At 68.3% G+C, this 22899-nt stretch carries 20 protein-coding genes; 13 read left to right on the top strand and 7 right to left on the bottom strand.

Features of this window, described 5'->3' with window-relative positions; all coding sequences use genetic code 11:
- Positions 1-275 precede the first annotated feature (275 nt).
- From ACQHII_RS17465 to ACQHII_RS17445, 5 genes are all read left to right on the top strand, one after another.
- Positions 276-1898 (top strand): peptide ABC transporter substrate-binding protein, encoded by a 1623-nt coding sequence (locus ACQHII_RS17465; protein WP_427920163.1) that lies wholly within the window; start codon positions 276-278, stop codon positions 1896-1898.
- A gap of 146 nt (positions 1899-2044) precedes the next feature.
- Positions 2045-2971 (top strand): ABC transporter permease, encoded by a 927-nt coding sequence (locus ACQHII_RS17460; RefSeq protein WP_427920162.1) that lies wholly within the window; start codon positions 2045-2047, stop codon positions 2969-2971.
- A complete protein-coding gene (locus tag ACQHII_RS17455) occupies positions 2964-3902 on the top strand; it encodes an ABC transporter permease (protein WP_427920161.1) in 939 nt (312 codons plus the stop codon). Before ACQHII_RS17460 ends, ACQHII_RS17455 begins: the two co-directional genes overlap by 8 nt.
- Before the next feature lie 11 nt (positions 3903-3913).
- Positions 3914-4975 (top strand): ABC transporter ATP-binding protein, encoded by a 1062-nt coding sequence (locus ACQHII_RS17450; protein ID WP_427920160.1) that lies wholly within the window; start codon positions 3914-3916, stop codon positions 4973-4975.
- A complete protein-coding gene (locus ACQHII_RS17445) occupies positions 4968-6116 on the top strand; it encodes an ABC transporter ATP-binding protein (protein WP_427920159.1) in 1149 nt (382 codons plus the stop codon). The genes ACQHII_RS17450 and ACQHII_RS17445 overlap by 8 nt, the downstream gene beginning before the upstream one ends.
- Before the next feature lie 124 nt (positions 6117-6240).
- Here the strand turns inward: ACQHII_RS17445 and ACQHII_RS17440 are convergent, their stop codons facing one another.
- From ACQHII_RS17440 to ACQHII_RS17415, 6 genes are all read right to left on the bottom strand, one after another.
- The gene (locus ACQHII_RS17440; RefSeq protein ID WP_427920158.1) at positions 6241-6600 is read right to left on the bottom strand and encodes a hypothetical protein; all 360 of its coding nucleotides are present in this window, start codon (positions 6598-6600) and stop codon (positions 6241-6243) included.
- Between the two features lie 171 nt (positions 6601-6771).
- Positions 6772-7767 (bottom strand): ABC transporter ATP-binding protein, encoded by a 996-nt coding sequence (locus ACQHII_RS17435; protein WP_427920157.1) that lies wholly within the window; start codon positions 7765-7767, stop codon positions 6772-6774.
- Positions 7764-9029 carry an oligopeptide/dipeptide ABC transporter ATP-binding protein gene (locus ACQHII_RS17430; protein ID WP_427920156.1) on the bottom strand — a complete coding sequence of 422 codons (1266 nt, stop codon included), beginning with the start codon at positions 9027-9029 and terminating at the stop codon, positions 7764-7766. Before ACQHII_RS17430 ends, ACQHII_RS17435 begins: the two co-directional genes overlap by 4 nt.
- Complete coding sequence (locus ACQHII_RS17425; protein ID WP_427920155.1) at positions 9026-9940, bottom strand: ABC transporter permease; 915 nt, start codon at positions 9938-9940, stop codon at positions 9026-9028. Before ACQHII_RS17425 ends, ACQHII_RS17430 begins: the two co-directional genes overlap by 4 nt.
- A complete protein-coding gene (locus ACQHII_RS17420; RefSeq protein WP_427920154.1) occupies positions 9937-10977 on the bottom strand; it encodes an ABC transporter permease in 1041 nt (346 codons plus the stop codon). Before ACQHII_RS17420 ends, ACQHII_RS17425 begins: the two co-directional genes overlap by 4 nt.
- A 37-nt stretch (positions 10978-11014) precedes the next feature.
- Positions 11015-12895, bottom strand: coding sequence for an ABC transporter substrate-binding protein (locus tag ACQHII_RS17415; RefSeq protein WP_427920153.1), 1881 nt, complete (start codon positions 12893-12895; stop codon positions 11015-11017).
- A 343-nt stretch (positions 12896-13238) separates the two neighbouring features.
- Between ACQHII_RS17415 and ACQHII_RS17410 the strand changes: the two genes are divergently transcribed.
- The 5 genes from ACQHII_RS17410 to ACQHII_RS17390 are packed head-to-tail and all read left to right on the top strand — an operon-like array spanning position 13239 to position 18823.
- A complete protein-coding gene (locus ACQHII_RS17410; RefSeq protein WP_427920152.1) occupies positions 13239-14870 on the top strand; it encodes a peptide ABC transporter substrate-binding protein in 1632 nt (543 codons plus the stop codon).
- A gap of 6 nt (positions 14871-14876) precedes the next feature.
- Entirely contained in the window at positions 14877-15800 is a 924-nt protein-coding gene (locus tag ACQHII_RS17405; RefSeq protein WP_200714015.1) for an ABC transporter permease, read from the top strand.
- Positions 15793-16773, top strand: a complete 981-nt coding sequence (locus ACQHII_RS17400; protein ID WP_427920151.1) for an ABC transporter permease — start codon at positions 15793-15795, stop codon at positions 16771-16773. Before ACQHII_RS17405 ends, ACQHII_RS17400 begins: the two co-directional genes overlap by 8 nt.
- A gap of 9 nt (positions 16774-16782) precedes the next feature.
- Entirely contained in the window at positions 16783-17769 is a 987-nt protein-coding gene (locus tag ACQHII_RS17395; protein WP_427920150.1) for an ABC transporter ATP-binding protein, read from the top strand.
- Positions 17750-18823 carry an ABC transporter ATP-binding protein gene (locus tag ACQHII_RS17390; RefSeq protein WP_427920149.1) on the top strand — a complete coding sequence of 358 codons (1074 nt, stop codon included), beginning with the start codon at positions 17750-17752 and terminating at the stop codon, positions 18821-18823. The genes ACQHII_RS17395 and ACQHII_RS17390 overlap by 20 nt, the downstream gene beginning before the upstream one ends.
- A gap of 150 nt (positions 18824-18973) precedes the next feature.
- Here ACQHII_RS17390 and ACQHII_RS17385 read toward each other — a convergent pair whose 3' ends face one another.
- Positions 18974-21091, bottom strand: a complete 2118-nt coding sequence (locus tag ACQHII_RS17385; protein WP_427920148.1) for a prolyl oligopeptidase family serine peptidase — start codon at positions 21089-21091, stop codon at positions 18974-18976.
- Positions 21092-21294: 203 nt separating this feature from the next.
- Between ACQHII_RS17385 and ACQHII_RS17380 the strand changes: the two genes are divergently transcribed.
- Genes ACQHII_RS17380 through ACQHII_RS17370 form a run of 3 tightly spaced genes read left to right on the top strand, consistent with a single transcriptional unit; the run spans position 21295 to position 22793 of the window.
- Positions 21295-21489 carry a hypothetical protein gene (locus tag ACQHII_RS17380; RefSeq protein WP_019058412.1) on the top strand — a complete coding sequence of 65 codons (195 nt, stop codon included), beginning with the start codon at positions 21295-21297 and terminating at the stop codon, positions 21487-21489.
- A 24-nt stretch (positions 21490-21513) separates the two neighbouring features.
- Positions 21514-22374, top strand: a complete 861-nt coding sequence (mshB, locus tag ACQHII_RS17375) for an N-acetyl-1-D-myo-inositol-2-amino-2-deoxy-alpha-D-glucopyranoside deacetylase (RefSeq protein ID WP_427920147.1) — start codon at positions 21514-21516, stop codon at positions 22372-22374.
- Positions 22371-22793, top strand: a complete 423-nt coding sequence (locus tag ACQHII_RS17370) for a DUF6113 family protein (RefSeq protein WP_427920146.1) — start codon at positions 22371-22373, stop codon at positions 22791-22793. The genes mshB and ACQHII_RS17370 overlap by 4 nt, the downstream gene beginning before the upstream one ends.
- The last annotated feature ends 106 nt before the right edge of the window (positions 22794-22899 follow it).

Below are 22899 nucleotides of genomic sequence, written 5' to 3'. Positions count from 1 at the left end.
ACAAGTCCGTTTCGCAGGGATCTTTCACCAAACCCTTTGTCCGGATTTTGGAAGATGTACGCGCGAGGTGTGATCGAACCGAGACCTTGTGAATATGGCTCGGTCCCGCCTCATGGCAGATAGTTAGGCGCGTAGAGCTCGGATCACGGGTCACTCGCTGTAGGCGGCGACTCATCGAGCGCGGGGAGCACTTGACCTTTTCAGGCACCGGTGACGGTGATGTGTCATGCGCTCTCCCAGGTGATGAACCATTGGACTCATGAGGAGGAGCCCCCATGCGTGGTGCCAAGAGCGCCAAGTGGGTTGCGATAGCCGCAGTTGTGGCGCTGGGCGCAACGGCCTGTGGTGGCGGCGGTGACGACAACAGCTCCGGCGGCAGCAAGGGCAACGGCGTCATCTCGGTCGAGATCGGCGAACCGCAGAACAGCCTGGTTCCGAGCAACACGTACGAGACCGAGGGTGGCCAGGTCATCAACGCCCTCTTCACGGGGCTGACCAAGCTTGACGCCGACAACAAGGTCGTCAACGCCATGGCGGAGTCGATCGAGTCCAAGGACAACAAGGTCTGGACGATCAAGCTGAAGTCCGGCTACACCTTCCACAACGGGGAGAAGGTGACCGCCCAGTCCTTCGCCGACGCGTGGAACTACGGCGCGAACCAGACCAACGCCCAGCAGACCAACCCGCTGTTCAGCCACATCGCGGGCTACAAGGACCTCAACCCGGGCGAGGGCAAGAAGCCCGCGACCGACAAGCTGTCCGGTCTGAAGGTGGTCGACGACAGCACGCTCCAGGTCACCCTGGACGGCGCGTTCTCGGCCTTCCCCTCGCAGCTCTCCTTCACCGCGTTCGTGCCGCTGCCCAAGGCGTTCTTCAAGGACCCGAAGGCCTTCGGCGAGGCCCCGATCGGCAACGGCCCGTTCAAGATGAGCGGCACGTTCAAGCACAACCAGGAAATCGACACCGTCAAGTACGACAAGTACCCCGACGCCTCGAAGATCGAGGTCAAGGGTGTCAATTTCAAGATCTACTCGAACCAGGACACCGCGTACAAGGACCTCGTCGCCGGCAACCTCGACAGCCTGCTGACGATCCCGACCTCGGGCCTGCCGACGTACCACAAGGACCTGGACGGCCGTTACATCGACGAGGCCGACTCGGCCGTCGGGTACATCGGCTTCCCGATCAAGTACAACAAGGCCTTCCAGAACGCGGACCTCCGCAAGGCCATCTCGATGTCGATCGACCGCGCGACGATCTCGTCGAAGATCTTCCTCGGCGCCCGTACGCCCGCGGACGACTACATCAGCCCGATCATCGACGGCTACCGCAAGGGCGCCTGTGGTGAGGCCTGCACGTACAACCCGACCAAGGCCAAGGCGCTCTACAAGCAGAGCGGCGGTCTGCCGGGCAACACGCTGGAGATCGGTTACAACGCGGACGGCGGCCACAAGGAGTGGGTCGAGGCCGTGTCGAACCAGATCCAGCAGGCTCTCGGCATCAAGGTGACGGCCAAGCCGTTCGAGCAGTTCCAGACCATCCTGAACGACCTGGACGCCAAGAAGTACCAGGGCGCGTTCCGCATGGCGTGGAGCATGGACTACCCGGACATGGAGGACTACCTCCGTCCGATCTTCTCGAAGGACGCCATCCTCAACGGCTCCAACTACTCGGGCTACACGAACGAGGCGTTCGAGAAGCTCCTCGTCGAGGGCGACCAGGCCCCGACGCACGAGGACGCCATCAAGAAGTACCAGGCGGCGGACGACGTCCTGCTCAAGGACCTGCCCTACATCCCGGTGTACTTCTACACGCTGAACGCCGGCTACAGCGACAAGATCAAGTCGATGAAGATCGCCGGTCACCAGATCCTGTGGGACACGGTCAAGCTCAGCTGAACCGGTTCTGAGCAGTTCTGACACAGCGGTACGGGGTGAGCAGGGGGAGGAATAGCCTTCCCCTGCTCACCTCTGCTGCCGTCTACCGTCCGACCGTGCCCTCCCCCCGGCCGCGGTCGGGTCGAGCACCCCCCTCTGGAGCACCCATGGGCCGATACGTCGCGCGCCGCCTTTTGCAGGTGATCCCTGTGGTCATAGGCGTCACGTTCATCATTTTCTGCCTGGTCTTCGCTCTGCCCGGCGATCCGATCCAGGCACTGGCCGGCGACAAGCGCGCCGACCCCAACATCGCGGCGATCCTGCGCGCGCACTACCACCTCAACGAACCGCTGTACCAGCAGTACTGGCACTACATCAGCGGTGTCCTCACCGGTGACCTCGGTGAGACGTACAACGGGCGCGCCATCTCCGACATCGTCTCCGAGCGCTTCCCCGTCACGGTGAAGCTGGGCCTGACGTCCTTCGCGCTCGAAGCCGTGATCGGCATCATCGCCGGTATCTTCTCCGCCCTGAAGAAGGGCAAGTTCATCGACAACGTCGTGCTGGTCTCGACGCTGATCCTGATCTCGATCCCGGTCTTCGTGCTCGGCTCCGTGCTTCAGCTGGAGTTCGGTGTGAACCTCAAGATCACACCGGTCGCCGGCATCGAACACGGCTGGCCGCAGAGCTACATCCTCCCGGCCATCGTGCTCGCCTCGACGTCGATGGCGTACATCGCCCGACTCGTCCGGACGAGCATGGGGGAGTCGGTCCGTGCCGACTACGTCCGTACGGCGATCGCCAAGGGCCTGCCGACGCGGCGGGTCATCGGCGTGCACGCGATGCGCAACTCCCTGATCCCGGTCGTCACCTTCCTGGGCTTCGACCTGGGCGCGCTCATGGGCGGCGCCATCATCACCGAGCGCGTGTTCAACATGCCCGGCATCGGCGGCCAGTTGGCCCAGTCCGTCTATCTGCGCGAACGGCCCGTCGTGGTCGGTCTGGTGACCCTCCTGGTACTGATCTACCTGGTCGCCAACCTCCTCGTAGACCTGCTGTACGCCGTGCTCGACCCGAGGATCCGTTATGAGTGAGAAGACGATAGAAAGGCCCACCACCGACGAGGCCGCCATCGCCAAGGAGATCGAGGCGGAGGAGAAGGCGGCGGCCCGGCAGGCGAGCCTGCTGCGGGACGGCTGGGCAGATCTGCGCAAGCGGCCGATGTTCATCGTGACCTCGTTGATCATCCTGATCCTGCTCGCGCTGGCGATCGCGCCCAGCCTCTTCACGGCGCGCTCCCCGTTCTCCGACGGTTTCTGCCAGCTGCAGAACTCGATGACCGGGCCCTCGTCCGGGCACCTGTTCGGCTACGACGTGCAGGGCTGCGACATCTACACGCGGACCGTGTACGGCACCCGCAACTCGGTCGTCGTCGGTGTCGTGACCACCACCGTCACCACGCTGATCGGCGGTCTGGTGGGCATGCTCGCCGGTCTCATCGGCGGCTGGGCCGACGCGCTGCTGTCCCGTATCACCGAGGTGTTCGCGGGTCTGCCGCTGATCATCGGCGGTCTGCTGATCATGTCCATCTGGGGCGGCGGCGACGTCTGGTCGGTGTCGTTCATCATGGCGATCCTCGGCTGGCCGCAGGTCTACCGGATCATGCGCGGCGAGGTCATCGCCAACAAGTACAACGACTACGTGACGGCCGCGCGAGCACTGGGCGCGGGCTCCTGGCGAATAGCGTTCCGGCACATCCTGCCGAACACGCTCGCCCCCGTCATCGTCATCACCACCATGAACCTCGGGGTGTACATCAGCGCCGAGGCCGCCCTGTCCTACCTGGGCATCGGCATCCAGTACCCCAACATCTCCTGGGGCGTGATGATCAGTGACGCCCAGGACAGGTTCCTGACCTCGCCGCACGCGCTGATGTTCCCGGCCGGTGCCCTGAGCATCACGGTCCTGGCCTTCATCATGCTCGGCGACGTGGTTCGCGACGCCTTCGATCCCAAGATGCGCTGAGGGAGGCGTACGTGACCATCATCGACCCGACGGACGCCGTTCCGGCCCAGCGCCCCGGCGACCACGAGAACACCGGCCCACTGCTCGAAGTGCGCGATCTGCACGTCGAGTTCCAGACCCGCGAGGGTGTGGTCAAGGCCGTCAACGGCGTCAACTACACCGTGAACTCCGGAGAGACGCTCGCCGTGCTCGGCGAGTCCGGCTCCGGCAAGTCCGTGACCGCGCAGGCGATCATGGGCATCCTGGACATGCCGCCGGCCCGGATCCCGCAGGGGGAGATCCGTTTCTACGGCCAGGACATGCTGACCATGGGCGCGGAGGAGCGGCGCAAGCTGCGCGGCGCCCGGATCGCCATGATCTTCCAGGACGCGCTCTCCTCGCTCAACCCCGTGCTCAGCGTGGGCTTCCAGCTCGGCGAGATGTTCCGCGTCCACCAGGGCATGTCCCGCAAGCAGGCCAAGGCCAAGTCCATCGAGCTGATGGACCGGGTGAAGATCCCGGCCGCCGCGGCGCGGGTGAACGACTACCCGCACCAGTTCTCCGGCGGTATGCGCCAGCGCATCATGATCGCGATGGCACTCTCCCTGGAGCCGGACCTGATCATCGCCGACGAGCCGACCACGGCCCTCGACGTGACGGTGCAGGCCCAGGTCATGGACCTGCTCGCGGAGTTGCAGCGCGAGTATCGGATGGGGCTCATCCTCATCACCCACGACCTCGGTGTGGTCGCGGACGTCGCCGACAAGATCGCGGTGATGTACGCGGGCCGCATCGTGGAGACGGCACCGGTGCACGAGCTGTACAAGCGCCCCGCGCACCCCTACACCCGGGGTCTGCTGGACTCCATCCCGCGCCTGGACCAGAAGGGCCAGGAGCTCTACGCGATCCAGGGCCTGCCGCCCAACCTGCTGAAGGTGCCGCAGGGTTGTGCCTTCAACCCGCGCTGCGACAGGGCGCAGGACATCTGCCGTACGGAGTTCCCGCCGCTGGTCCCGGTGACCGAGGCGGACGGAACCGAACTGCCCGGCCGCGCCAGCGCGTGCCACTTCTGGAAGGAGACGATCCATGGCTGACCCGACCAAGGCCGACGAGCCGCAGGACGTGACGCCGAACGTCTCCGACGTCGAGGTGGCGGAGGTGCACTCGGAGGAGGAGGCGGTCGCCGCTCTCGACGCGAACGTCGAGCGGGGCGAGCCGATCCTCCAGGTGCGCAACCTGGTCAAACACTTCCCGCTGACCCAGGGGATCGTGATCAAACGCCAGATCGGCGCGGTGAAAGCCGTCGACGGTGTCTCCTTCGACCTGCACCAGGGCGAGACCCTGGGCATCGTGGGCGAGTCCGGCTGCGGCAAGTCGACGGTCGCCAAGCTCCTGATGAGCCTGGAGACGGCGACGGCCGGCGAGGTCTTCTACAAGGGCCAGGACATCACCCGGCTGTCCGGCAGGGCCCTCAAGGCCGTCCGCCGGAACATCCAGATGATCTTCCAGGACCCGTACACCTCGCTCAACCCCCGTATGACGGTGGGCGACATCATCGGTGAGCCCTTCGACATCCACCCCGAGGTGGCACCGAAAGGGGACCGTCGCCGCAAGGTGATGGACCTCCTGGACGTCGTGGGTCTCAACCCGGAGTACATCAACCGCTACCCGCACCAGTTCTCGGGCGGTCAGCGCCAGCGCATCGGCATCGCCCGCGGCCTCGCGCTCAACCCCGAGATCATCATCTGCGACGAGCCGGTCTCCGCGCTCGACGTGTCGGTGCAGGCACAGGTCATCAACCTGATGGCGCGACTTCAGGACGAGTTCAACCTCTCCTACATCTTCATCGCGCACGACCTGTCCATCGTCCGGCACATCTCGGACCGGGTGGGCGTGATGTACCTCGGCAAGATGGCCGAGGTCGGCACCGACGAGCAGATCTACGAGTACCCGACGCACCCCTACACCCAGGCGCTGCTGTCGGCCGTACCCGTGCCGGACCCGGAGGCCCGCGAGCACCGCGACCGGATCATCCTCACCGGTGACGTGCCCTCCCCGGCCAACCCGCCCTCGGGCTGCCGCTTCCGCACCCGCTGCTGGAAGGCCCAGGACAAGTGCGCCCAGGAGGAGCCCCTCCTGGCGATCCCGGAGCGCTTCAAGGGCTCCGACACCCCCGCGGCCCACGAGTCGGCCTGCCACTTCGCCGAGGTCAAGGACGTGGTCCACGCGGCCTGATCCGCTACGGCCACGACTGGTTCCCGGCACTGTGACGACGGTGCCGGGAATCGGCGTTTTCACGATCGGGTACAAGGGCGGAAGACGCAGGTCCTTCGGCCGCCCGCCGTAGGAAGTTCATGCTCTACCAGGCATTCCAGAGCCCGTCGTGACGGTGGCGGACCGGAGGGATGTCCGCGTCGTCGAGGTCGTGGCCTGCGCGGTGCAGTCCGCGGATCCGCTGGGCTTCGAGTCGACCCTGGAGCCGGGCCCGGCGTTCAGCCGTAGCGATCTCGACCGCGAACGAGCCCTTTCTGCAAGAGAGCACCATCCACTGCCAAGCGGTGATCCGGTGCAGCGTCTTCGTGGGGTCGGGGCGACGGCCTTCGCGGGCGGCCCGGGCCAGTTCGGCGTGCAGGTAGCGCAGGTCGTACAGGGACATCGTCTCCGAAGCGACGTCTCGGACGCGGAGTCGCCCGGGAGTCGTGCGGACGGTGCGGGACATCGAGAGCCTCCCCAGGCACCTCCGGGCTTTCCGGAGGTACCTACGGAGGGTGCGCGGTGGTCAGCACGGCTCAGCCCTCTCGTCGGTCGGACGATCCACCAGCAGGACAGTAGTCGCCAGTTCGAGATAATTTTGCGGAACTGCGGCCAGAGCCGTCTCCCAACGACGTTCTCATACGGCGGGGTCCGGCACCCGTGCCCAGTGACAGGCCACCTGTGCCTCCGCGCCCCCGCCCAGTACCTCCAGGTCCTCGGTCCGGCAGCGGTGTGCCACCCCCGCCCGCTCCGCCTCCCCGCTCGCCAGGATCTGGCAGCGCACCCGGAACCGGCAGCCGGTCGGGATGCGGGACGGGTCCGGGGGCTCGCCGGACAGTACGACGGGATCGCCCGGTGCTTCGGGCAGTACCGACAACAGGGCTTGTGTGTACGGGTGTCGGGGCGCCGTCAGCACCTGCTCCGCGTCCCCCGTCTCCACGATCCGGCCCAGGTACATCACCGCGACCCGGTCGGCGATGTTCCACGCCAGGCCCAGGTCGTGGGTCACCACCAGGGCGGCCAGGCCGAGTTCGGTGCGCAGCCGCAGCAGGAGGGCCAGGATCTCGCCGCGCACGGAGGCGTCCAGGGAGGCCACCGGCTCGTCGGCGACGAGGAGTTCGGGTTCCAGGACGAGCGCGCCGGCGATCACCACGCGCTGCCGCTGCCCGCCGGACAGCTCGTGCGGATAGCGCAGGAAGAACCGCTCGGGCGGCCGGAGCCCGGCACGGCTCAACGCCCGTGCGACCACGGCCTGTTCGTCACCGACGCCCCCGTGGACGCGCAGCCCCTCGGCCACCGCGTCGTACACCGTGTGCCGGGGGTTGAGCGACCCACTCGGGTCCTGGAGGACGAGCTGCACCCGGCGGCGGTAGGCCTTCAGGGCACGGGAGGAGTACTGGAGGGGCTCGCCGTCGAAGGTGATCCGCCCTCCGGTCGGCGGCACCAGCCCGAGCAGCGAGCGGGCCAGCGTCGTCTTCCCGCAGCCCGACTCGCCCACGAGCGCCACGACTTCTCCCGGCCGGATGTCGAGGTCGACCCCGTCCACGGCCCGGGCGGGCGCACCGCCACGCCGCCCCGGGAAGGCCACGTGCAGCCCTTGCGCGCTGAGCAGAGGCGCCGCCGGTGTGGTCATGACGGGCTCCTGGTGTCGTGGGGTGGGGCGGCTGAGCCTGGTGTGTTCTCGGGGGCGGGGCCGGGGCGGCCGGGGGGCTCGGTCCGCGTGGCGGGGGCCGTGCGTTCGGCAGGCTCCGGGGATCCTGCGGACCCGCCAGGCCGCCCCGGCTTGCCCAGCTCGCCCGGCTCGGCGGATCCGGCTGCCCCGGCGGGCTGAGCCAACTCGACCGCCGGTCCCGTGGCGACCGCCGTCCCCGCGCCCGCGGCCAACTCCGTTACGCCGGGAGCCGGTTCCGGCGCACCGGCATCCCCTGCCGCCGCCCCGATCACACCCACAGGCACATGCACGCAGGCGGCCCGCCGCCCCCGACCGGCCTCCCGGAGGGCCTGGTCCTCGGTCGCGCACGCCTCCAGTGCCTCCGCGCAGCGTGGATGGAACGCGCAGCCGGAGGGGAGGGCCGACGGGTCGGGCGGGTCGCCCGGGAGGCCGCGTGGGGCGAAGCGGGAGGACGGGTCGCCGATGTGCGGGAAGGAGGCCGACAGGGCCTTGGCGTAGGGGTGGAGGGCGTTCTCGTAGACCTGTCGGGCGGGGCCCTCCTCGATGACGCGGCCCGCGTACATGACGACGAGGCGGTCGCAGCTGTCGGCGAGGACCGCGAGGTCGTGGCTGATCATGATCAGGCCCACGTCCTGGTCGGTGACGAGGCCCTGGATCAGGTTGAGGATCTGGGCCTGGATCATCACGTCGAGTGCGGTGGTGGGCTCGTCGGCGATGATCAGTTGGGGGTCGCAGGCGAGCGCCATCGCGATCATGACGCGTTGCCGCTGGCCGCCGGAGAGTTCGTGCGGGTAGGCGCCCGCGCGGGCGGCCGGCAGCCCGGCCTGTTCGAGGAGTTCGCCGGCGCGGCGCCTGGCCTGTGCCGCCGTCGCCCCCTGGTGCAGCAGCACCGGTTCCGCGATCTGGTCGCCGACGCGGTGCACGGGGTTGAGGGAGTGCATCGCGCCCTGGAAGACGATCGAGGCACCGGCCCAGCGGACCGCCCGCACCCGCCCCCACCGCATCGTCAGCACGTCCTCGCCGTTGAGCAGGATCTCCCCGGAGACCCGCGTCCCCGCCGGCAGCAGCCGTAGCAGAGCCAGGGCCAGGGTGGACTTGCCCGAGCCCGACTCGCCCGCCACGCCCACCTTCTGACCTGCCGTCAGGGACAGGTCGACGCCCCGCACCGCGGCCACCCCGCCGGGGTACGTCACTTCCAGGTTCCGGACCTCCAGGAGGGTCAACCCGCCACCCCCAGCCGGGGGTTGAGGACGGACTCCACCGCGCGCCCGCACAGCGTGAACGCCAGCGCGACCACGGCGATCGCGATGCCCGGCGGCACCAGGTACCACCAGTCCCCGGCACTCACCGCGCCCGCCTCCCGGGCGTCCTGGAGCAGCCCGCCCCACGACACCACCGTCGGATCGCCGAGCCCCAGGAAGGCGAGGGTCGCCTCGGCGAGGATGGACGAGGAGACCATCAGGGTTGTCTGCGCCAGGACCAGCGGCATCACATTGGGCAGTACGTGCCGGGACATCACATGCCAGTGCCCGCCGCCGAGCGCCCGTGCCCGTTCGATGTACGGCCGTGACTCCACCGCCAGCGTCTGCGCCCGCACCAGCCGGGCCGTCGTCGGCCAGGTCGTCACGCCGATCGCCAGGATCACCGTGCCGAGCGAGCGGGACATGACGGTGGCCAGCGCGATCGCCAGTACCAGGGTCGGCATCACCAGGAACCAGTCGGTGACCCGCATCAGCACGGTCCCGTACGCGCCCCGGAAGTGCCCGGCGGTGATCCCGACCACCGCGCCGATCGCCACGGACAGCACCGCCGCGAGCAGTCCGACGAGCAGCGAGACCCGCGCGCCCCACACCACCAAGCCCAGCAGGTTGCGGCCGAACTGGTCCGTGCCCAGCGGGAATTGGGTGCTCGGACTCTCCAGTGGCCGTCCGGGCGCGTCGGTCACGCTCGACACGTCCGAGCCGACCGTCAGTGGCGCGGTGAGCGCGACCAGTGCGAACAGGGCGAGCGCGGCCAGGCCGACGAGCCCGGCGCGGTGGGTGCGGTACCGCGCCCAGAACCGTACGGCGGACCGGCGGCGGCGCTGCCGGGCGAGGGCGCGCGGGCCTGCCTGCGCCACGGGGGGAGCGGTCATCGGCCCACCCGGGGGTCGAGCAGCGGATAGACGAGGTCTGCCAGTGTGTTCATGACGATCACCGCCGCGGCGAAGAAGAGGAACAGGCCCTGGACCAGGGGCAGATCGGGCACGCTGAGGGCCTGGTAGAACAGTCCGCCCAGGCCCGGCCAGGAGAAGACCGTCTCCACCAGGATCACGCCCGCGACCGTCCGGCCGAGGTTGACGAAGACGAGGGTGACGGTCGGCAGCAGCGCGTTCGGGACCGCGTGGCGGCGCCGGACGAGGTCGTCCCGAAGTCCCTTGGCCCGCGCGGTCGTCAGATAGTCGCTGCCCATCTCGTCGAGCAGCGCGGAGCGGGTGACGAGCAGGGTCTGTCCGTACTCGACCGCCACCAGCGTGACCACGGGCAGGACCAGATGGTGGGCCACGTCCAGCACGTACGCGAAGCCCTCCTTGCCGCCCGACTCCATGCCGCCGGTCGGGAACAGCCCGGGGATCGGGCCCACGCCCACCGAGAACACGATGATCAGCAGCAGCCCGAGCCAGAACGACGGGACGGAGTAAAGGGTCAGCGCCAGACCGGTGTTGAGCCGGTCCGAGAGGCTGCCGTTGCGCCATGCCGAACGCGTGCCGAGGAACATGCCGAGCGCGGTGTACAGCACGAAGGCCGTGCCGGTGAGCAGCAGGGTGTTGGGCAGCGCTTCGCCGATCTTGTCGATGACGGGCGCGTGGAACTGGTACGACGTCCCGAGGTCGCCGCTGAGCGCCTTGCCGCAGTAGTCCGTGAACTGCTCCCACAGGGGCAGGTCGAGCCCGAACTCCCGGCGGTACTCGGCCAGTTGTGCGGTCGAGATCGGACGGCCGCCGGTCATGGTCTTGACCGGGTCGCCCGGGATCAGCCGGAACAGGAAGAACCCGGTGACCAGCACGGCCAGCAGCGAGACGACCGCACCGCCCAACTTGCCGCCGACGTAGCGGACGTAGCCGGACCGGGTACGTCCCGCTCCCGGTCCGGCCGTCTCCTCCACCGGCACCGAAGTGACGTCAGCGGTCATGAACCACCCTCCCGCCCAGGGCTGTTGAGGGCACCGGCTACTCCCGGTCCTCGGCGGTGGCCCGGCGCCGTACCGCGAACAGGACCACCAGGCCGACGACCACGAGCCCCCCGACGGCGATCCCGGCGATCGCCCCGCCCGAGAGCCCGCCGGACGACGAGCCGTCGGAGGTCGCTGGCACCGCCGACCACCAACTCCAGTAGCCGTCCTGCCCGTAGATGTTGCCGCCGCTCAGCGGCATCGTGTCGAGGGACTTGATCTGGTCGGTGCGGTAGGCCTCGACGGCGTTCGGGTACGCCAGGACGTTCATGTACCCGAGGTCGTACAGCCGCGACTCCATCTGTTTGACGATGTCCGCGCGCTTTGCCGGGTCGTACTCGGCCAACTGCTGGGCGTAGAGCTTGTCGTAGGTCTTGTCGCAGATGAAGTTGTCGGTCGCGCCGATGTCCTTGGGGGTCGCCGGAAGTGCCGCGCAGGTGTGGATGGACAGCACGAAGTCCGGGTCGGGGTTGACGGACCAGCCGTCGAAGGCGAGGTCGTACTTGCCCGCGAGCCAGGGGTCGGTGACGTTGTCGAGGCAGTCGAGCGTCACGCCGATGCCGAGCTTGCCCCACCACTCCTTGAGGTACTGGCCGACCGCCTTGTCGTTGGGGTCGGTGGCGTGGCACAGCAGGCGGTAGTCGATCGGCTTGCCGTCCTTGCCGACGCGTTTGCCGTCGCCGTTCTTCTTGTAGCCCGCCTGGTCGAGGAGTTGGGCCGCCTTCGTGGGGTCGTAGGCGAGGTCCTGGCTCGCGGACGGTTTCCAGAAGTACGTGGAGAAGCGTGGCGGGATGTAGCCCTGGCCCTCGACGGCGTGGCCTTGGAACACCTTGTCGATGAGGGTCGTGCGGTCGACCGCCATGAACAGGGCGTGCCGCACCCGCTCGTCGAGCAGGGAGGGGTCGCCGTCGCCGAAGTGGGTGCCGTTCTTGGCCTGGGCGCCGGGGTTGGTGGCGAGGGCGTAGAAGCGGCGGCCGGGGGCGTCGTTGACCTTGATGTTCTTCTCGGTCTTGAGAGAGGCGGCCTGGGCGGGGGTCAGGGAGGGGGAGCCGGCGACGAAGGAGACCTCGCCCTTGCGCAGGGCGGCGACGGCCGCGTCCTGGTCCTTGTAGTAGCGGAAGACGAGTTCGTCGAACTTCGGTGCCCCGCGCCAGAAGGACTTGTTGGCCTTGAGGCGGACGTAGCTGTCGGGCTTGTAGGCGGTGAGGACGAACGGGCCGTTGCCGACGATCGGGAAGGTCTTGTCGTTGTTGAACTTGGAGAGGTCGCCGGCCTTCGACCAGATGTGCTCGGGCACGATCGGCACGTCGAGCGCGGTCATCGTGGCCTGCGGCTTCTTCAGTTGGATGACCAGCTGGGTGGGGCTGGGGGCGGTGACCTTCGCGAAGTTGGTGACGAAGCTGCCGTTGGCGGTGGCGGCGCCCGGGTCGGTCATCATCGTGTTGAAGGTCCAGGCAGCGTCCTCGGCGGTGGCCTGCTGTCCGTCGGACCACTCCGAGTTCGAGCGGATCGTGTACGTCCAGGTCAGCTTGTCCGGCGACGACGTCCACTTGGTGGCGAGCCCCGGGATCGTGTGGTTGTCCTTGGGGTCGTAGTTGGTGAGGTAGTCGTACATCAGCCGGCCGATGCTCGTGCTGACCAGGCGGGTCGCCAGGAAGGGGCTCAGGGAGTCCACGCTCTGTGCGACGGCGACGGTGAGGACCTTGTCGGTCTTGCCGGCCTTGGCCTCGGCCTGCTGCGGTGCCGGGTCGAGGGGGGTGGCGAGGGCCGCCGTGAGGGCCAGGGCGCCGGATGCTCCGGCCACCAGCCGGTGTAAGCGGCGGGGCCGCGGTCTTCTGGGGCGTGAGTGCTCTGTGCCGTTCCGGTCCTGAGTGCTCATGGTCCTGACCTCGCGCTTGACCAGGTGACGCCGGGCTGGGTTGAAGAGTGTGTCTATCAGCGGCGGTCGGCGCCCGTCAACGGCGCATGAAAGGCCATGTGGCCTGCGGAAACAGTGAGTTGACGGACCGATCGGAGGTTTATTGGTCCACACCACTGAAGCGTGCCTGGTGGGGCGGTGGCAGTGGAGCCGGGCCCGCCTCGCCCCGTGCGTCACCCCTCCCACGCGCGGCCTGTGCTGCATTCGGGTGACTGCGTGTGCGAGGTGCCCAATTTATGCAGATATTGGCCGGTAATGGATCGATCTGGATCGGCCTGGATCGGCTTTCCTGAGGAGGCACTCGATGCGTGGAGCCACGCACGCCAAATGGGCCGCTTGCGCGGCGGCGGTAGCCCTCGCGGCGACCGCCTGTGGGAGCAGCGGCAGCGGCAGCAGCGGCGGTGACGGCAGCGCGGTGCTCAGTGCCTCCTGGGGAGACCCGCAGAACCCGCTGGAGCCCGCCAACACCAACGAGGTGCAGGGCGGCAAGGTCCTCGACATGGTCTTCCGCGGCCTGAAGCGGTACGACCCGAAGACCGGCAAGGCCCAGGACATGCTCGCCGACAAGATCGAGACCACCGACTCGCAGAACTTCACGGTCACCGTGAAGAGCGGCTGGAAGTTCAGCAACGGCGAGGCCGTCACCGCGAAGTCCTTCGTCGACGCGTGGAACTACGGCGCCAGCCTCAAGAACAACCAGAAGAACGCGTACTTCTTCGGGTACATCGACGGCTACGACAAGGTCCACCCCGACAGCGGCTCGCAGTCCGCGACCACGCTGTCCGGGCTCAAGGTGACCGGCACCGACACCTTCACCATCAAGCTCACCCAGAAGTTCTCCACCTTCCCGGACACCCTCGGCTACGCGGCCTACTCCCCGCTGCCGTCGACGTTCTTCTCGGACCACGCGGCCTGGCTGAAGAAGCCGGTCGGGAACGGGCCGTACACCATCGAGTCGTACACCAAGGGCTCGCAGATGCAGCTCAAGAAGTGGGACGGCTACACCGGCGCCGACAAGGCGCAGAACGGCGGCGTGACCCTCAAGGTCTACACCGACAACAACACCGCCTACACCGACCTGATGGCCGGCAACCTCGACCTCGTCGACGACATCCCGGCCTCGCAGCTCAAGAACGTCAAGAGCGACCTCGGCGGCCGGTACATCAACACCCCCGCCGGGATCATCCAGACGCTCGCGTTCCCGTACTACGACAAGGACTGGAACAAGAGCGGCTCGGAGAAGGTCCGCCAGGGGCTGTCCATGGCGATCAACCGGGACCAGATCACCAACACGATCTTCCAGAAGACCCGCACCCCGGCCACCGACTGGACCTCACCGGTGCTCGGCACCGCGGGCGGCTTCCAGGACGGGCTGTGCGGTGACTCCTGCAAGTACAACCCGACCGAGGCCAAGAAGCTGGTCCAGGAGGGCGGCGGGCTGCCCGGCGGCCAGGTCAAGATCACGTACAACGCGGACACGGGCTCGCACAAGGAGTGGGTGGACGCCGTGTGCAACTCCATCAACAACGCGCTCGGCAACGACAAGGCCTGCGTCGGCAACCCGGTCGGCACCTTCGCGGACTTCCGCAACCAGATCGGCCAGCACAAGATGACCGGGCCGTTCCGGGCCGGCTGGCAGATGGACTACCCGCTCATCCAGAACTTCCTCCAGCCGCTCTACTACACCAACGCCTCCTCCAACGACGGCCAGTGGTCCAACAAGGACTTCGACAAGCTCGTCGACCAGGCCAACGCGGAGACCGACACCGGCAAGGCGATCAAGCTCTTCCAGCAGGCCGAGGGCGTCGTACGGGACAACATGGCCGCCATCCCGCTCTGGTACCAGAACGGCAGCGCGGGCTACTCCGACCGGCTCTCGAACGTGGCGCTCAACCCGTTCAGCGTCCCCGTGTACAACGAGATCAAGGTCGGCTGAGCCCGCATGGGACGGTACGTCGTCCGGCGGCTGCTGCAGATGGTCCCGGTCTTCATCGGCGCCACCCTGTTGATCTTCCTGATGGTGAACGTGATGGGCGACCCCATCGCGGGCCTGTGCGGAGACCGGCAGTGCGACCCGGCGACGGCCGCCCAGCTCAAGCGGGAGTTCGGCCTCGACAAGCCCGTGTGGCAGCAGTACCTGACCTACATGGGGAACGTCTTCACCGGTGACTTCGGTACGGCGTTCAACGGCCAGAAGGTCACCGAGCTGATGTCGACCGCGTTCCCCGTCACCATCAGGCTGACCGTCGTGGCGATCGTCATCGAGGTCGTCGTGGGCATCGCGCTCGGGGTCGTCACCGGCCTCAGGCGCGGCCGTCCGATCGACACGAGCGTGCTGCTGCTCACCCTCATCGTGATCTCCATCCCGACCTTCGTCACCGGTCTGCTGCTGCAACTGCTGCTGGGCGTGGAATGGGGCTGGATCAAGCCGTCGGTGTCCACGGACGCGACGTTCAGCGAACTGATCGTGCCGGGCCTGGTCCTGGCCTCGGTCTCACTCGCCTACGTCACCCGGCTGACCCGGACCTCCATCGCGGAGAACCGGCGCTCCGACTACGTCCGCACGGCGGTGGCGAAGGGCCTCCCGAGACGCCGGGTGATCATCCGCCACCTGCTGCGCAACTCCCTGATCCCCGTGGTCACGTTCATCGGCACCGACATCGGCGCGCTGATGGGCGGCGCGATCGTCACCGAGCGGATCTTCAACATCCACGGCGTCGGCTTCCAGCTCTACCAGGGGATCGTCCGGCAGAACACGCAGACCGTGGTCGGCTTCGTGACGATCCTCGTGCTCGTCTTCCTGGTCGCCAACCTGCTCGTAGACCTCCTGTACGCCGTACTCGACCCGAGGATCCGCTATGCCTGAGCAGCCGTTCGAACCGGACCGCGCCATCGCCGGCACCGGCATGGGCGGCGCGATGGACCTCGCGACCAGCGAGGCGGAGACCCTGGAGAAGACACCAGGGGGACCGGAAGGCACGGGCCCCGGGGAGAAGCCCCGCTCCCTCTGGTCCGACGCCTGGCGGGACCTGCGCCGCAACCCGGTCTTCATCATCTCCGCGCTGGTCATCCTCTTCCTGATCGTCATCTCCCTCTGGCCGTCCCTGATCGCCTCCGGCAACCCCCTCAAGTGCAACCTCGCAAAGGCCCAGGAGGGCTCCCAGCCCGGCCATCCCTTCGGCTACGACGGCCAGGGCTGCGACGTCTACACGCGCACGGTCTACGGCACCCGTACGTCGGTCACGGTCGGCGTCCTCGCCACGCTGGGCGTCGCGGTCTTCGGCTCGGTACTGGGCGGACTGGCCGGCTTCTTCGGCGGAATCTGGGACTCGATCCTGTCCCGCCTCACGGACATCTTCTTCGCCATCCCGGTGGTCCTCGGCGGTCTGGTCCTGCTCTCCGTGGTCACCAGCAACACGGTCTGGCCGGTCATCGGCTTCATGGTGCTGCTCGGCTGGCCGCAGATCTCCCGCATCGCGCGCGGCTCGGTCATCACCGCCAAACAGAACGACTACGTCCAGGCCGCGCGGGCGCTGGGAGCCTCCAACTCCCGCCTCCTGCTTCGCCACATCACCCCGAACGCGGTGGCCCCGGTGATCGTCGTCGCCACCATCGCCCTCGGCACGTACATCTCCCTGGAGGCGACCCTGTCCTACCTCGGTGTAGGCCTGAAGCCCCCCACGGTCAGCTGGGGCATCGACATCTCCTCCGCCTCCGCCTACATCCGCAACGCCCCGCACATGCTCCTCTGGCCGGCCGGAGCCCTCGCGATCACGGTCCTCGCGTTCATCATGCTGGGCGACGCGGTACGCGACGCCCTTGACCCGAAGTTGAGGTGAGGTGCCGTCATGCTGCTCGAAGTGCGGGATCTGCACGTGGAGTTCAGGACCAGGGACGGGGTCGCCAAGGCCGTCAACGGGGTCAACTACAGCGTGGACGAGGGGGAGACCCTCGCCGTGCTGGGGGAGTCGGGGTCCGGGAAGTCGGTGACCGCGCAGGCCGTGATGGGGATTCTCGATGTGCCGCCGGGGAAGATCACCGGCGGGGAGATCCTGTTCCGGGGGAAGGACCTCCTCAAGTTCAAGGAGGAGGAGCGGCGCAAGGTTCGCGGTGCCGAGATGGCGATGATCTTCCAGGACGCGCTGTCCTCGCTCAACCCCGTGCTCTCCGTGGGCGATCAGCTCGGCGAGATGTTCGTCGTGCACAAGGGGATGTCGCGGAAGGACGCGCGCGCCAAGGCCGTCGAGCTGATGGAGCGGGTGCGGATCCCGGCCGCCAAGGAGCGCGTACGCGACTACCCGCACCAGTTCTCCGGCGGTATGCGCCAGCGCATCATGATCGCGATGGCGCTCGCCCTCGAACCGGCGCTCATCATCGCCGACGAACCCACCACCGCCCTCGACGTCACCGTCCAGGCGCAGGTCATGGACCTGCTCGCCGAGTTGCAGCGCGAGCTCAACATGGGGCTCATCCTCATCACCCACGACCTCGGAGTCGTGGCCGACGTGGCCGACAAGATCGCTGTCATGTACGCGGGACGGATCGTCGAGTCGGCCCCCGTTCATGACATCTACAAGGCCCCGGCGCATCCGTACACACGCGGTCTGCTCGACTCCATCCCGCGCCTGGACCAGAAGGGGCAGGAGCTCTACGCCATCAAGGGTCTCCCGCCGAACCTGATGCACATCCCGTCCGGCTGCGCCTTCAACCCCCGTTGCCCGATGGCCCAGGACGTGTGCCGGACCGACGAACCCGAGCTGTACGAGGTCGATCAACACCGGGGCAGTGCCTGTCACTTCTGGAGGGAGTGCCTCAATGGCCGAGTCAACGGTTGAGCCGATCCTTGAAGTGACCGGACTGGTCAAGCACTACCCGTTGACCCAGGGCATCCTGTTCAAGAAGCAGGTCGGTGCCGTCAAGGCTGTCGACGGTGTCGACTTCACGCTGGGCAGAGGAGAGACCCTCGGCATCGTCGGGGAGTCCGGGTGCGGCAAGTCGACTGTCGCCAAGATGCTGGTCAATCTCGAGCGGCCGACGGAAGGGTCGATCAAGTTCAAGGGCGAGGACATCAGCAAGATGTCCGGCCGTGCCCTGAAGGCCGCCCGCCGCAACATCCAGATGGTGTTCCAGGACCCGTACACCTCCCTCAACCCGCGGATGACGGTCGGCGACATCATCGGGGAGCCGTACGAGATCCACCCCGAGGTGGCGCCGAAGGGCGACCGGCGCAAGCGGGTTCAGGATCTGCTGGACGTGGTGGGGCTCAATCCCGAGTACATCAACAGGTATCCGCACCAGTTCTCCGGCGGCCAGCGCCAACGCATCGGCATCGCACGGGGGTTGGCCCTGCGCCCCGAGGTCATCGTCGCCGACGAACCCGTCTCCGCGCTCGACGTCTCCGTGCAGGCCCAGGTCATCAACCTCCTCGACCGCCTCCAGGACGAGTTCGACCTGTCGTACGTCTTCATCGCGCACGACCTGTCGATCGTCCGTCACATCTCGGACCGGGTCGGGGTGATGTACCTCGGCCGGATCGTGGAGATCGGCAGGGACGAGGAGATCTACGACCACCCGACGCACCCGTACACCCAGGCGCTGCTGTCCGCCGTCCCCGTGCCCGACCCGGACGCCCGCGAGCACCGGGAGCGGATCATCCTGGCGGGTGACGTGCCGTCCCCGACCAACGTCCCGTCCGGCTGCCGCTTCCGCACCCGCTGCTGGAAGGCCCAGGAGCGCTGCTCGCTGGAGGTGCCGCTGCTCGCCGTACCGGCCGAGTTCCGGCTCGCGAGCGGGCCCGCCGCGCACGACTCGGCCTGTCACTTCGCGGAGGAGAAGACGGTCGTACCGAAGGACGAGACCCCGGACGATCTTGGGAATGGGGCGGAATAAGGGTGCAAACGGGTATCAACCGCGTTAACACGCAGGCAACTCGGCCGACCCGATCTCGATATACGGACGCGTCAACCTGAACAACGTACGGCCGTGCGGGTGCCGTAAACGGACCGGGGCGCGCCATGTCGCCCCGGTCCGTTGCCGTACCTACGCCAGCCCCAACGACCGCTTCAGGAAGTCCACTTGAAGCAGCAGCAGGTTCTCCGCGACCTGTTCCTGCGGGGTCATGTGGGTCACCCCGGACAGTGGCAGCACCTCGTGCGGGCGGCCGGCGGCCAGCAGCGCCGAGGACAGCCGCAGGGTGTGCGCGACCACCACGTTGTCGTCGGCGAGGCCGTGCACGACCATCAGCGGGCGGTGCGGCTCGGCGGGCGCGGACAGTCCGTCGTCCGTCACCAGGCTGCTCCTCGCGTACGACTGCGGGTCCTTGGCCGGGTCGCCGAGGTACCGCTCGGTGTAGTGGGTGTCGTAGAGCCGCCAGTCGGTGACCGGGGCGCCCGCGATGCCCGCGTGGAAGACGTCCGGGCGGCGCAGCACGGCGAGGCCGGCGAGCCAACCGCCGTACGACCAGCCCCTGATGGCGACCCGCGAGAGGTCGAGCGGGTGGGACTTCGCGAGGTCCTGGAGGGCGTCGATCTGGTCGTCCAGGGAGACCGTGAAGTCGCGGTGGACGCCCTTCTCCCAGGCCGGTGAGCGGCCCGGTGTGCCCCGCCCGTCGGCGACGAGCACCGCGAAACCCTGGTCGGCGAACCACTGCGAGGTGAGGTGCGCGTTGTGCGCGGCGACCACCCGGGGGCCGTGCGGACCGCCGTACGGGTCCAGCAGAACCGGAAGAGGGCTGCCGCCGTCGTAGTCCTGTGGCATAAGCAGGGCGCACGGGACGCGGCGTGCGCCCCCCTCGGTGAACGTGATGCGCGGGGACATACCGGGATCTTCGGCGTACGACGCGATCGTCAGCGTCTTCTTGCCCTCGCGCAGCACCTGTACCCCCGTGCCCGGCCGGTCCGGCACCGCCGACAGCAGTACTGTCACGCCCCCGGCGCGTACCGCCGAGTGCACGCCGGGCTCCTGCGAGACGCGCTCCAGGCCGAGTTCGTTGACCCGGTAGACATGCACCTCGCCGGTCTCCGGGGCGGGTGCGGCCTCGCCCGCCGAGGCCGCGACCAGCACGTTGTCGTCCGAGACGTCCAGTATCGCGCGGACGTGCAACTGCGGTCCGGTGAGCGGGCGTTCACCGACCGCGAGGACCCGGGCACCGCCCTCGTCGGTGATCCGCACGAGCCGTCCGGAGGGGCTCCAGCACGGCACGCCAGGGAAAAGATCAAGCCAAACTGGATCTTCGTCGGCGTGCACCATCCGGGTCGCCCCGGTGTCCGGGTCCACGGCCAGGAACAGCTGGCTGCGCTGGTCCCGCGCCTGCACGAGCAGCAGCGGCGCACCCGCCGCTGACCAGTGCACTCGCGCCAGATACGGGTACCGCGCACGGTCCCATACGACTTCCGTGCGCACCCCGTTCAGCGCGATCACATACAGCCGCACCTCCGCGTTGGCCGTCCCCGCCGCCGGATACCCGACCTGGCGCGGCGCGCGCTCCGGGTGGGCCGGGTCGGCGATCCACCAGCGCTCCACCGGCGTGTCGTCCACCCGGGCGACCAGCAGCCGGTCCGAGTCCGGCGACCACCAGAAGCCGCGGGTACGGCTCATCTCCTCGGCCGCGATGAACTCGGCCAGTCCATAGGTGACTTCGTCCGACTCCGGCCCGGCGAGCACCCGGTCGTCCTCGCCCTCGGCTCCCACGACCCGCAGGGCGCCCTCGGTGACGTAGGCGATGTGGCGTCCGTCGGGGGCCGGACGGGGGTCGATCACCGGTCCGGGGACGGGGAGTTCGCGTGCCGTGCCGGCCCGCAGCTCGGCCGTGAAAAGCCGCCCTGACAAGGCGAAAGACGCCAACTCGACCTCGCTGTCGGTGGCGTAGCCGACGATCCCCGCACCGCCCTCGCGGGTGCGCTCGCGGCGCGCCCGCTCCTCGGGCGAGAGATGTTCCGAGGCGCCGCCCAGAAGGGCGCGCGGGTCGGCCGCGACGCGCTCCTCGCCGCCCGCCGGATCGAGGACCCACAGCGCGTTCACCCGGTCCTCGCCGGAGGAGGAGCGCAGGAACACGACCCGCGAACCATCGGGCGCCACGCTGAACGCGCGCGGTGCGCCGAGCGTGAACCGCTGGGTACGGGCGTGCCGTCGGGGGAAGGAGTCGGTCTCGGTCGTCATGACCCGACCATATTGGCCATGCGCCCCCTTGTGCGGCTGTGCGCCGAGCGATGCGCGAGCGCGGATAGTTATGATCACTAGCGCAGTGTGGGTATGAACCTGCTGGCTGCTGTATGGATTTGCTCTACGGATCCACGCCATGGATCCATTGCCCCCATAGTCCGACCCCCCCGAGTCCCTGGGATCATTGGAGGTGAGCCGCCGTGGCACTCTCGATTTCGGCGGTGGTGCTGCTGGCGATCGTCGTCTTCCTTCTGGTCAAGAAATCAGGGCTGAAGGGCGGGCACGCGGTCGTCTGTGTCCTCCTCGGGTTCTATCTGGCCTCCTCGACCATCGCGCCCACGATCAGCGATCTCACGACGAACATCGCGAGCATGATCGGCAGCATCAAGTTCTGACGGCCCCCCCTTTAGGGTGGGCACATGACGGAACTGCCTGCCCGTCGTCTGCTGCTCGTGCACGCGCATCCGGACGACGAGTCGATCAACAACGGCGCGACCATGGCCAAGTACGCGGCTGAGGGTGCCCTGGTGACGCTGGTCACCTGCACCCTCGGCGAGCACGGCGAGGTCATTCCGCCCGCGCTGCGGCAGTTGACCGGCGCCGCGCTCGCGAAACACCGGGCGGGTGAGCTCGGGGCCGCGACGGCCGAGCTGGGAGTCGGTGACTTCCGTCTCCTCGGCGGCCCCGGCCGCTACCAGGACTCCGGGATGATGGGCACCCCGGACAACGACGACCCCGACTGCTTCTGGCAGGCCGACGTCGACGAGGCCGCCGCACACCTCGTCGAGGTGATCCGCGAGGTCCGCCCGCAGGTCCTGGTCACCTACGACCCCGACGGCGGCTACGGCCACCCGGACCACATCCAGGCCCACCGCGTCGCCATGCGCGCCGCCGAACTGGCCGCAGACGCAGGGCAGTCGATCGCCAAGATCTACTGGAACCGCGTACCCCGGACCGTCGTCGAGGAGGGCTTCGCGCGGCTGCGGGACGCGCTGCCGGAGCTTCCCTTCGGGGAGACCGCTGCCGTGGACGACGTCCCGGGTGTCGTGGACGACGGGCGGATCACCACCGTGATCGACGGCACCGCCCACGCCGCCGCCAAGACCGCCGCGATGCGCGCGCACGCGACCCAGATCGAAGTCGCCCCGGACGAGCCGTACTTCGTGCTCTCCAACCACCTCGCGCAACCGATCCTCACCACCGAGTACTACGAGTTGGTCAAGGGCGGGGCCGGCGGCCCGGCGCCCGAGACCGACCTCTTCGAAGGGCTGGGCCTGTGACGAGCGCCAACCAGGGCGGCGGAAGCCTGCTCGCCCAGCCGCTGCAACGGCCTTCCGGACTACGGGTGTTGGCCTACCTCGGGCTCTTCGTGCTCGGCGCCGTCGTCGGGGCGGCCGGGGCGCTGGTGCAGGGCGGCTGGTTCCCCGGCGGACTGCTGCTCGCGCTCGCCGGAGCGGGCGGACTCTTCCTCGGCGGGGCGAGAGCGGCCGACGGCAGGGGCGGGGCCGTCGCGCCCGCGGCCGGCTGGATGGTGGCCGTCGTCCTGCTCACCGCCAGCCGTCCGGAGGGCGACTTCCTCTTCGGCGCGGGAGTCGGTTCCTATCTCTTCCTGCTCGGTGGAATGGCTGTTGCTGTGATCTGCGCCACGTTGGGTTTGGGGCGGCAACCAAGCGGCCCTGACGTCCGACTTGGCAAGTGACGTACCACTTCGCGGTGACGCGCGCGTGCGAGTCCGGTGTGGGTTTCCCCAGCGGCCGTGGGATACCGCCAAGAAGTGGCCAGTATGGTGGTGCGCGCCGCCGAGT

Origin of the sequence: Streptomyces sp. cg40 (assembly GCF_050320165.1) — a bacterium.
Taxonomy (GTDB): Bacteria; Actinomycetota; Actinomycetes; order Streptomycetales; family Streptomycetaceae; genus Streptomyces; species Streptomyces hokutonensis.
The sequence above is the reverse complement of the archived record's forward strand: the minus strand, read 5'-3'. Positions and strand labels throughout refer to the sequence as shown.

Coding starts and splice junctions, on each gene's coding strand:
- ACQHII_RS17465 (WP_427920163.1), top strand. CDS start 276: ATGCGTGGTGCCAAGAGCGCCAAGTGGGTTGCGATAGCCGCAGTTGTG.
- ACQHII_RS17460 (WP_427920162.1), top strand. CDS start 2,045: ATGGGCCGATACGTCGCGCGCCGCCTTTTGCAGGTGATCCCTGTGGTC.
- ACQHII_RS17455 (WP_427920161.1), top strand. CDS start 2,964: ATGAGTGAGAAGACGATAGAAAGGCCCACCACCGACGAGGCCGCCATC.
- ACQHII_RS17445 (WP_427920159.1), top strand. CDS start 4,968: ATGGCTGACCCGACCAAGGCCGACGAGCCGCAGGACGTGACGCCGAAC.
- ACQHII_RS17440 (WP_427920158.1), bottom strand. CDS start 6,600: ATGTCCCGCACCGTCCGCACGACTCCCGGGCGACTCCGCGTCCGAGAC.
- ACQHII_RS17435 (WP_427920157.1), bottom strand. CDS start 7,767: ATGACCACACCGGCGGCGCCTCTGCTCAGCGCGCAAGGGCTGCACGTG.
- ACQHII_RS17425 (WP_427920155.1), bottom strand. CDS start 9,940: ATGACCGCTCCCCCCGTGGCGCAGGCAGGCCCGCGCGCCCTCGCCCGG.
- ACQHII_RS17420 (WP_427920154.1), bottom strand. CDS start 10,977: ATGACCGCTGACGTCACTTCGGTGCCGGTGGAGGAGACGGCCGGACCG.
- ACQHII_RS17415 (WP_427920153.1), bottom strand. CDS start 12,895: ATGAGCACTCAGGACCGGAACGGCACAGAGCACTCACGCCCCAGAAGA.
- ACQHII_RS17410 (WP_427920152.1), top strand. CDS start 13,239: ATGCGTGGAGCCACGCACGCCAAATGGGCCGCTTGCGCGGCGGCGGTA.
- ACQHII_RS17405 (WP_200714015.1), top strand. CDS start 14,877: ATGGGACGGTACGTCGTCCGGCGGCTGCTGCAGATGGTCCCGGTCTTC.
- ACQHII_RS17400 (WP_427920151.1), top strand. CDS start 15,793: ATGCCTGAGCAGCCGTTCGAACCGGACCGCGCCATCGCCGGCACCGGC.
- ACQHII_RS17395 (WP_427920150.1), top strand. CDS start 16,783: ATGCTGCTCGAAGTGCGGGATCTGCACGTGGAGTTCAGGACCAGGGAC.
- ACQHII_RS17390 (WP_427920149.1), top strand. CDS start 17,750: ATGGCCGAGTCAACGGTTGAGCCGATCCTTGAAGTGACCGGACTGGTC.
- ACQHII_RS17385 (WP_427920148.1), bottom strand. CDS start 21,091: ATGACGACCGAGACCGACTCCTTCCCCCGACGGCACGCCCGTACCCAG.
- mshB (WP_427920147.1), top strand. CDS start 21,514: ATGACGGAACTGCCTGCCCGTCGTCTGCTGCTCGTGCACGCGCATCCG.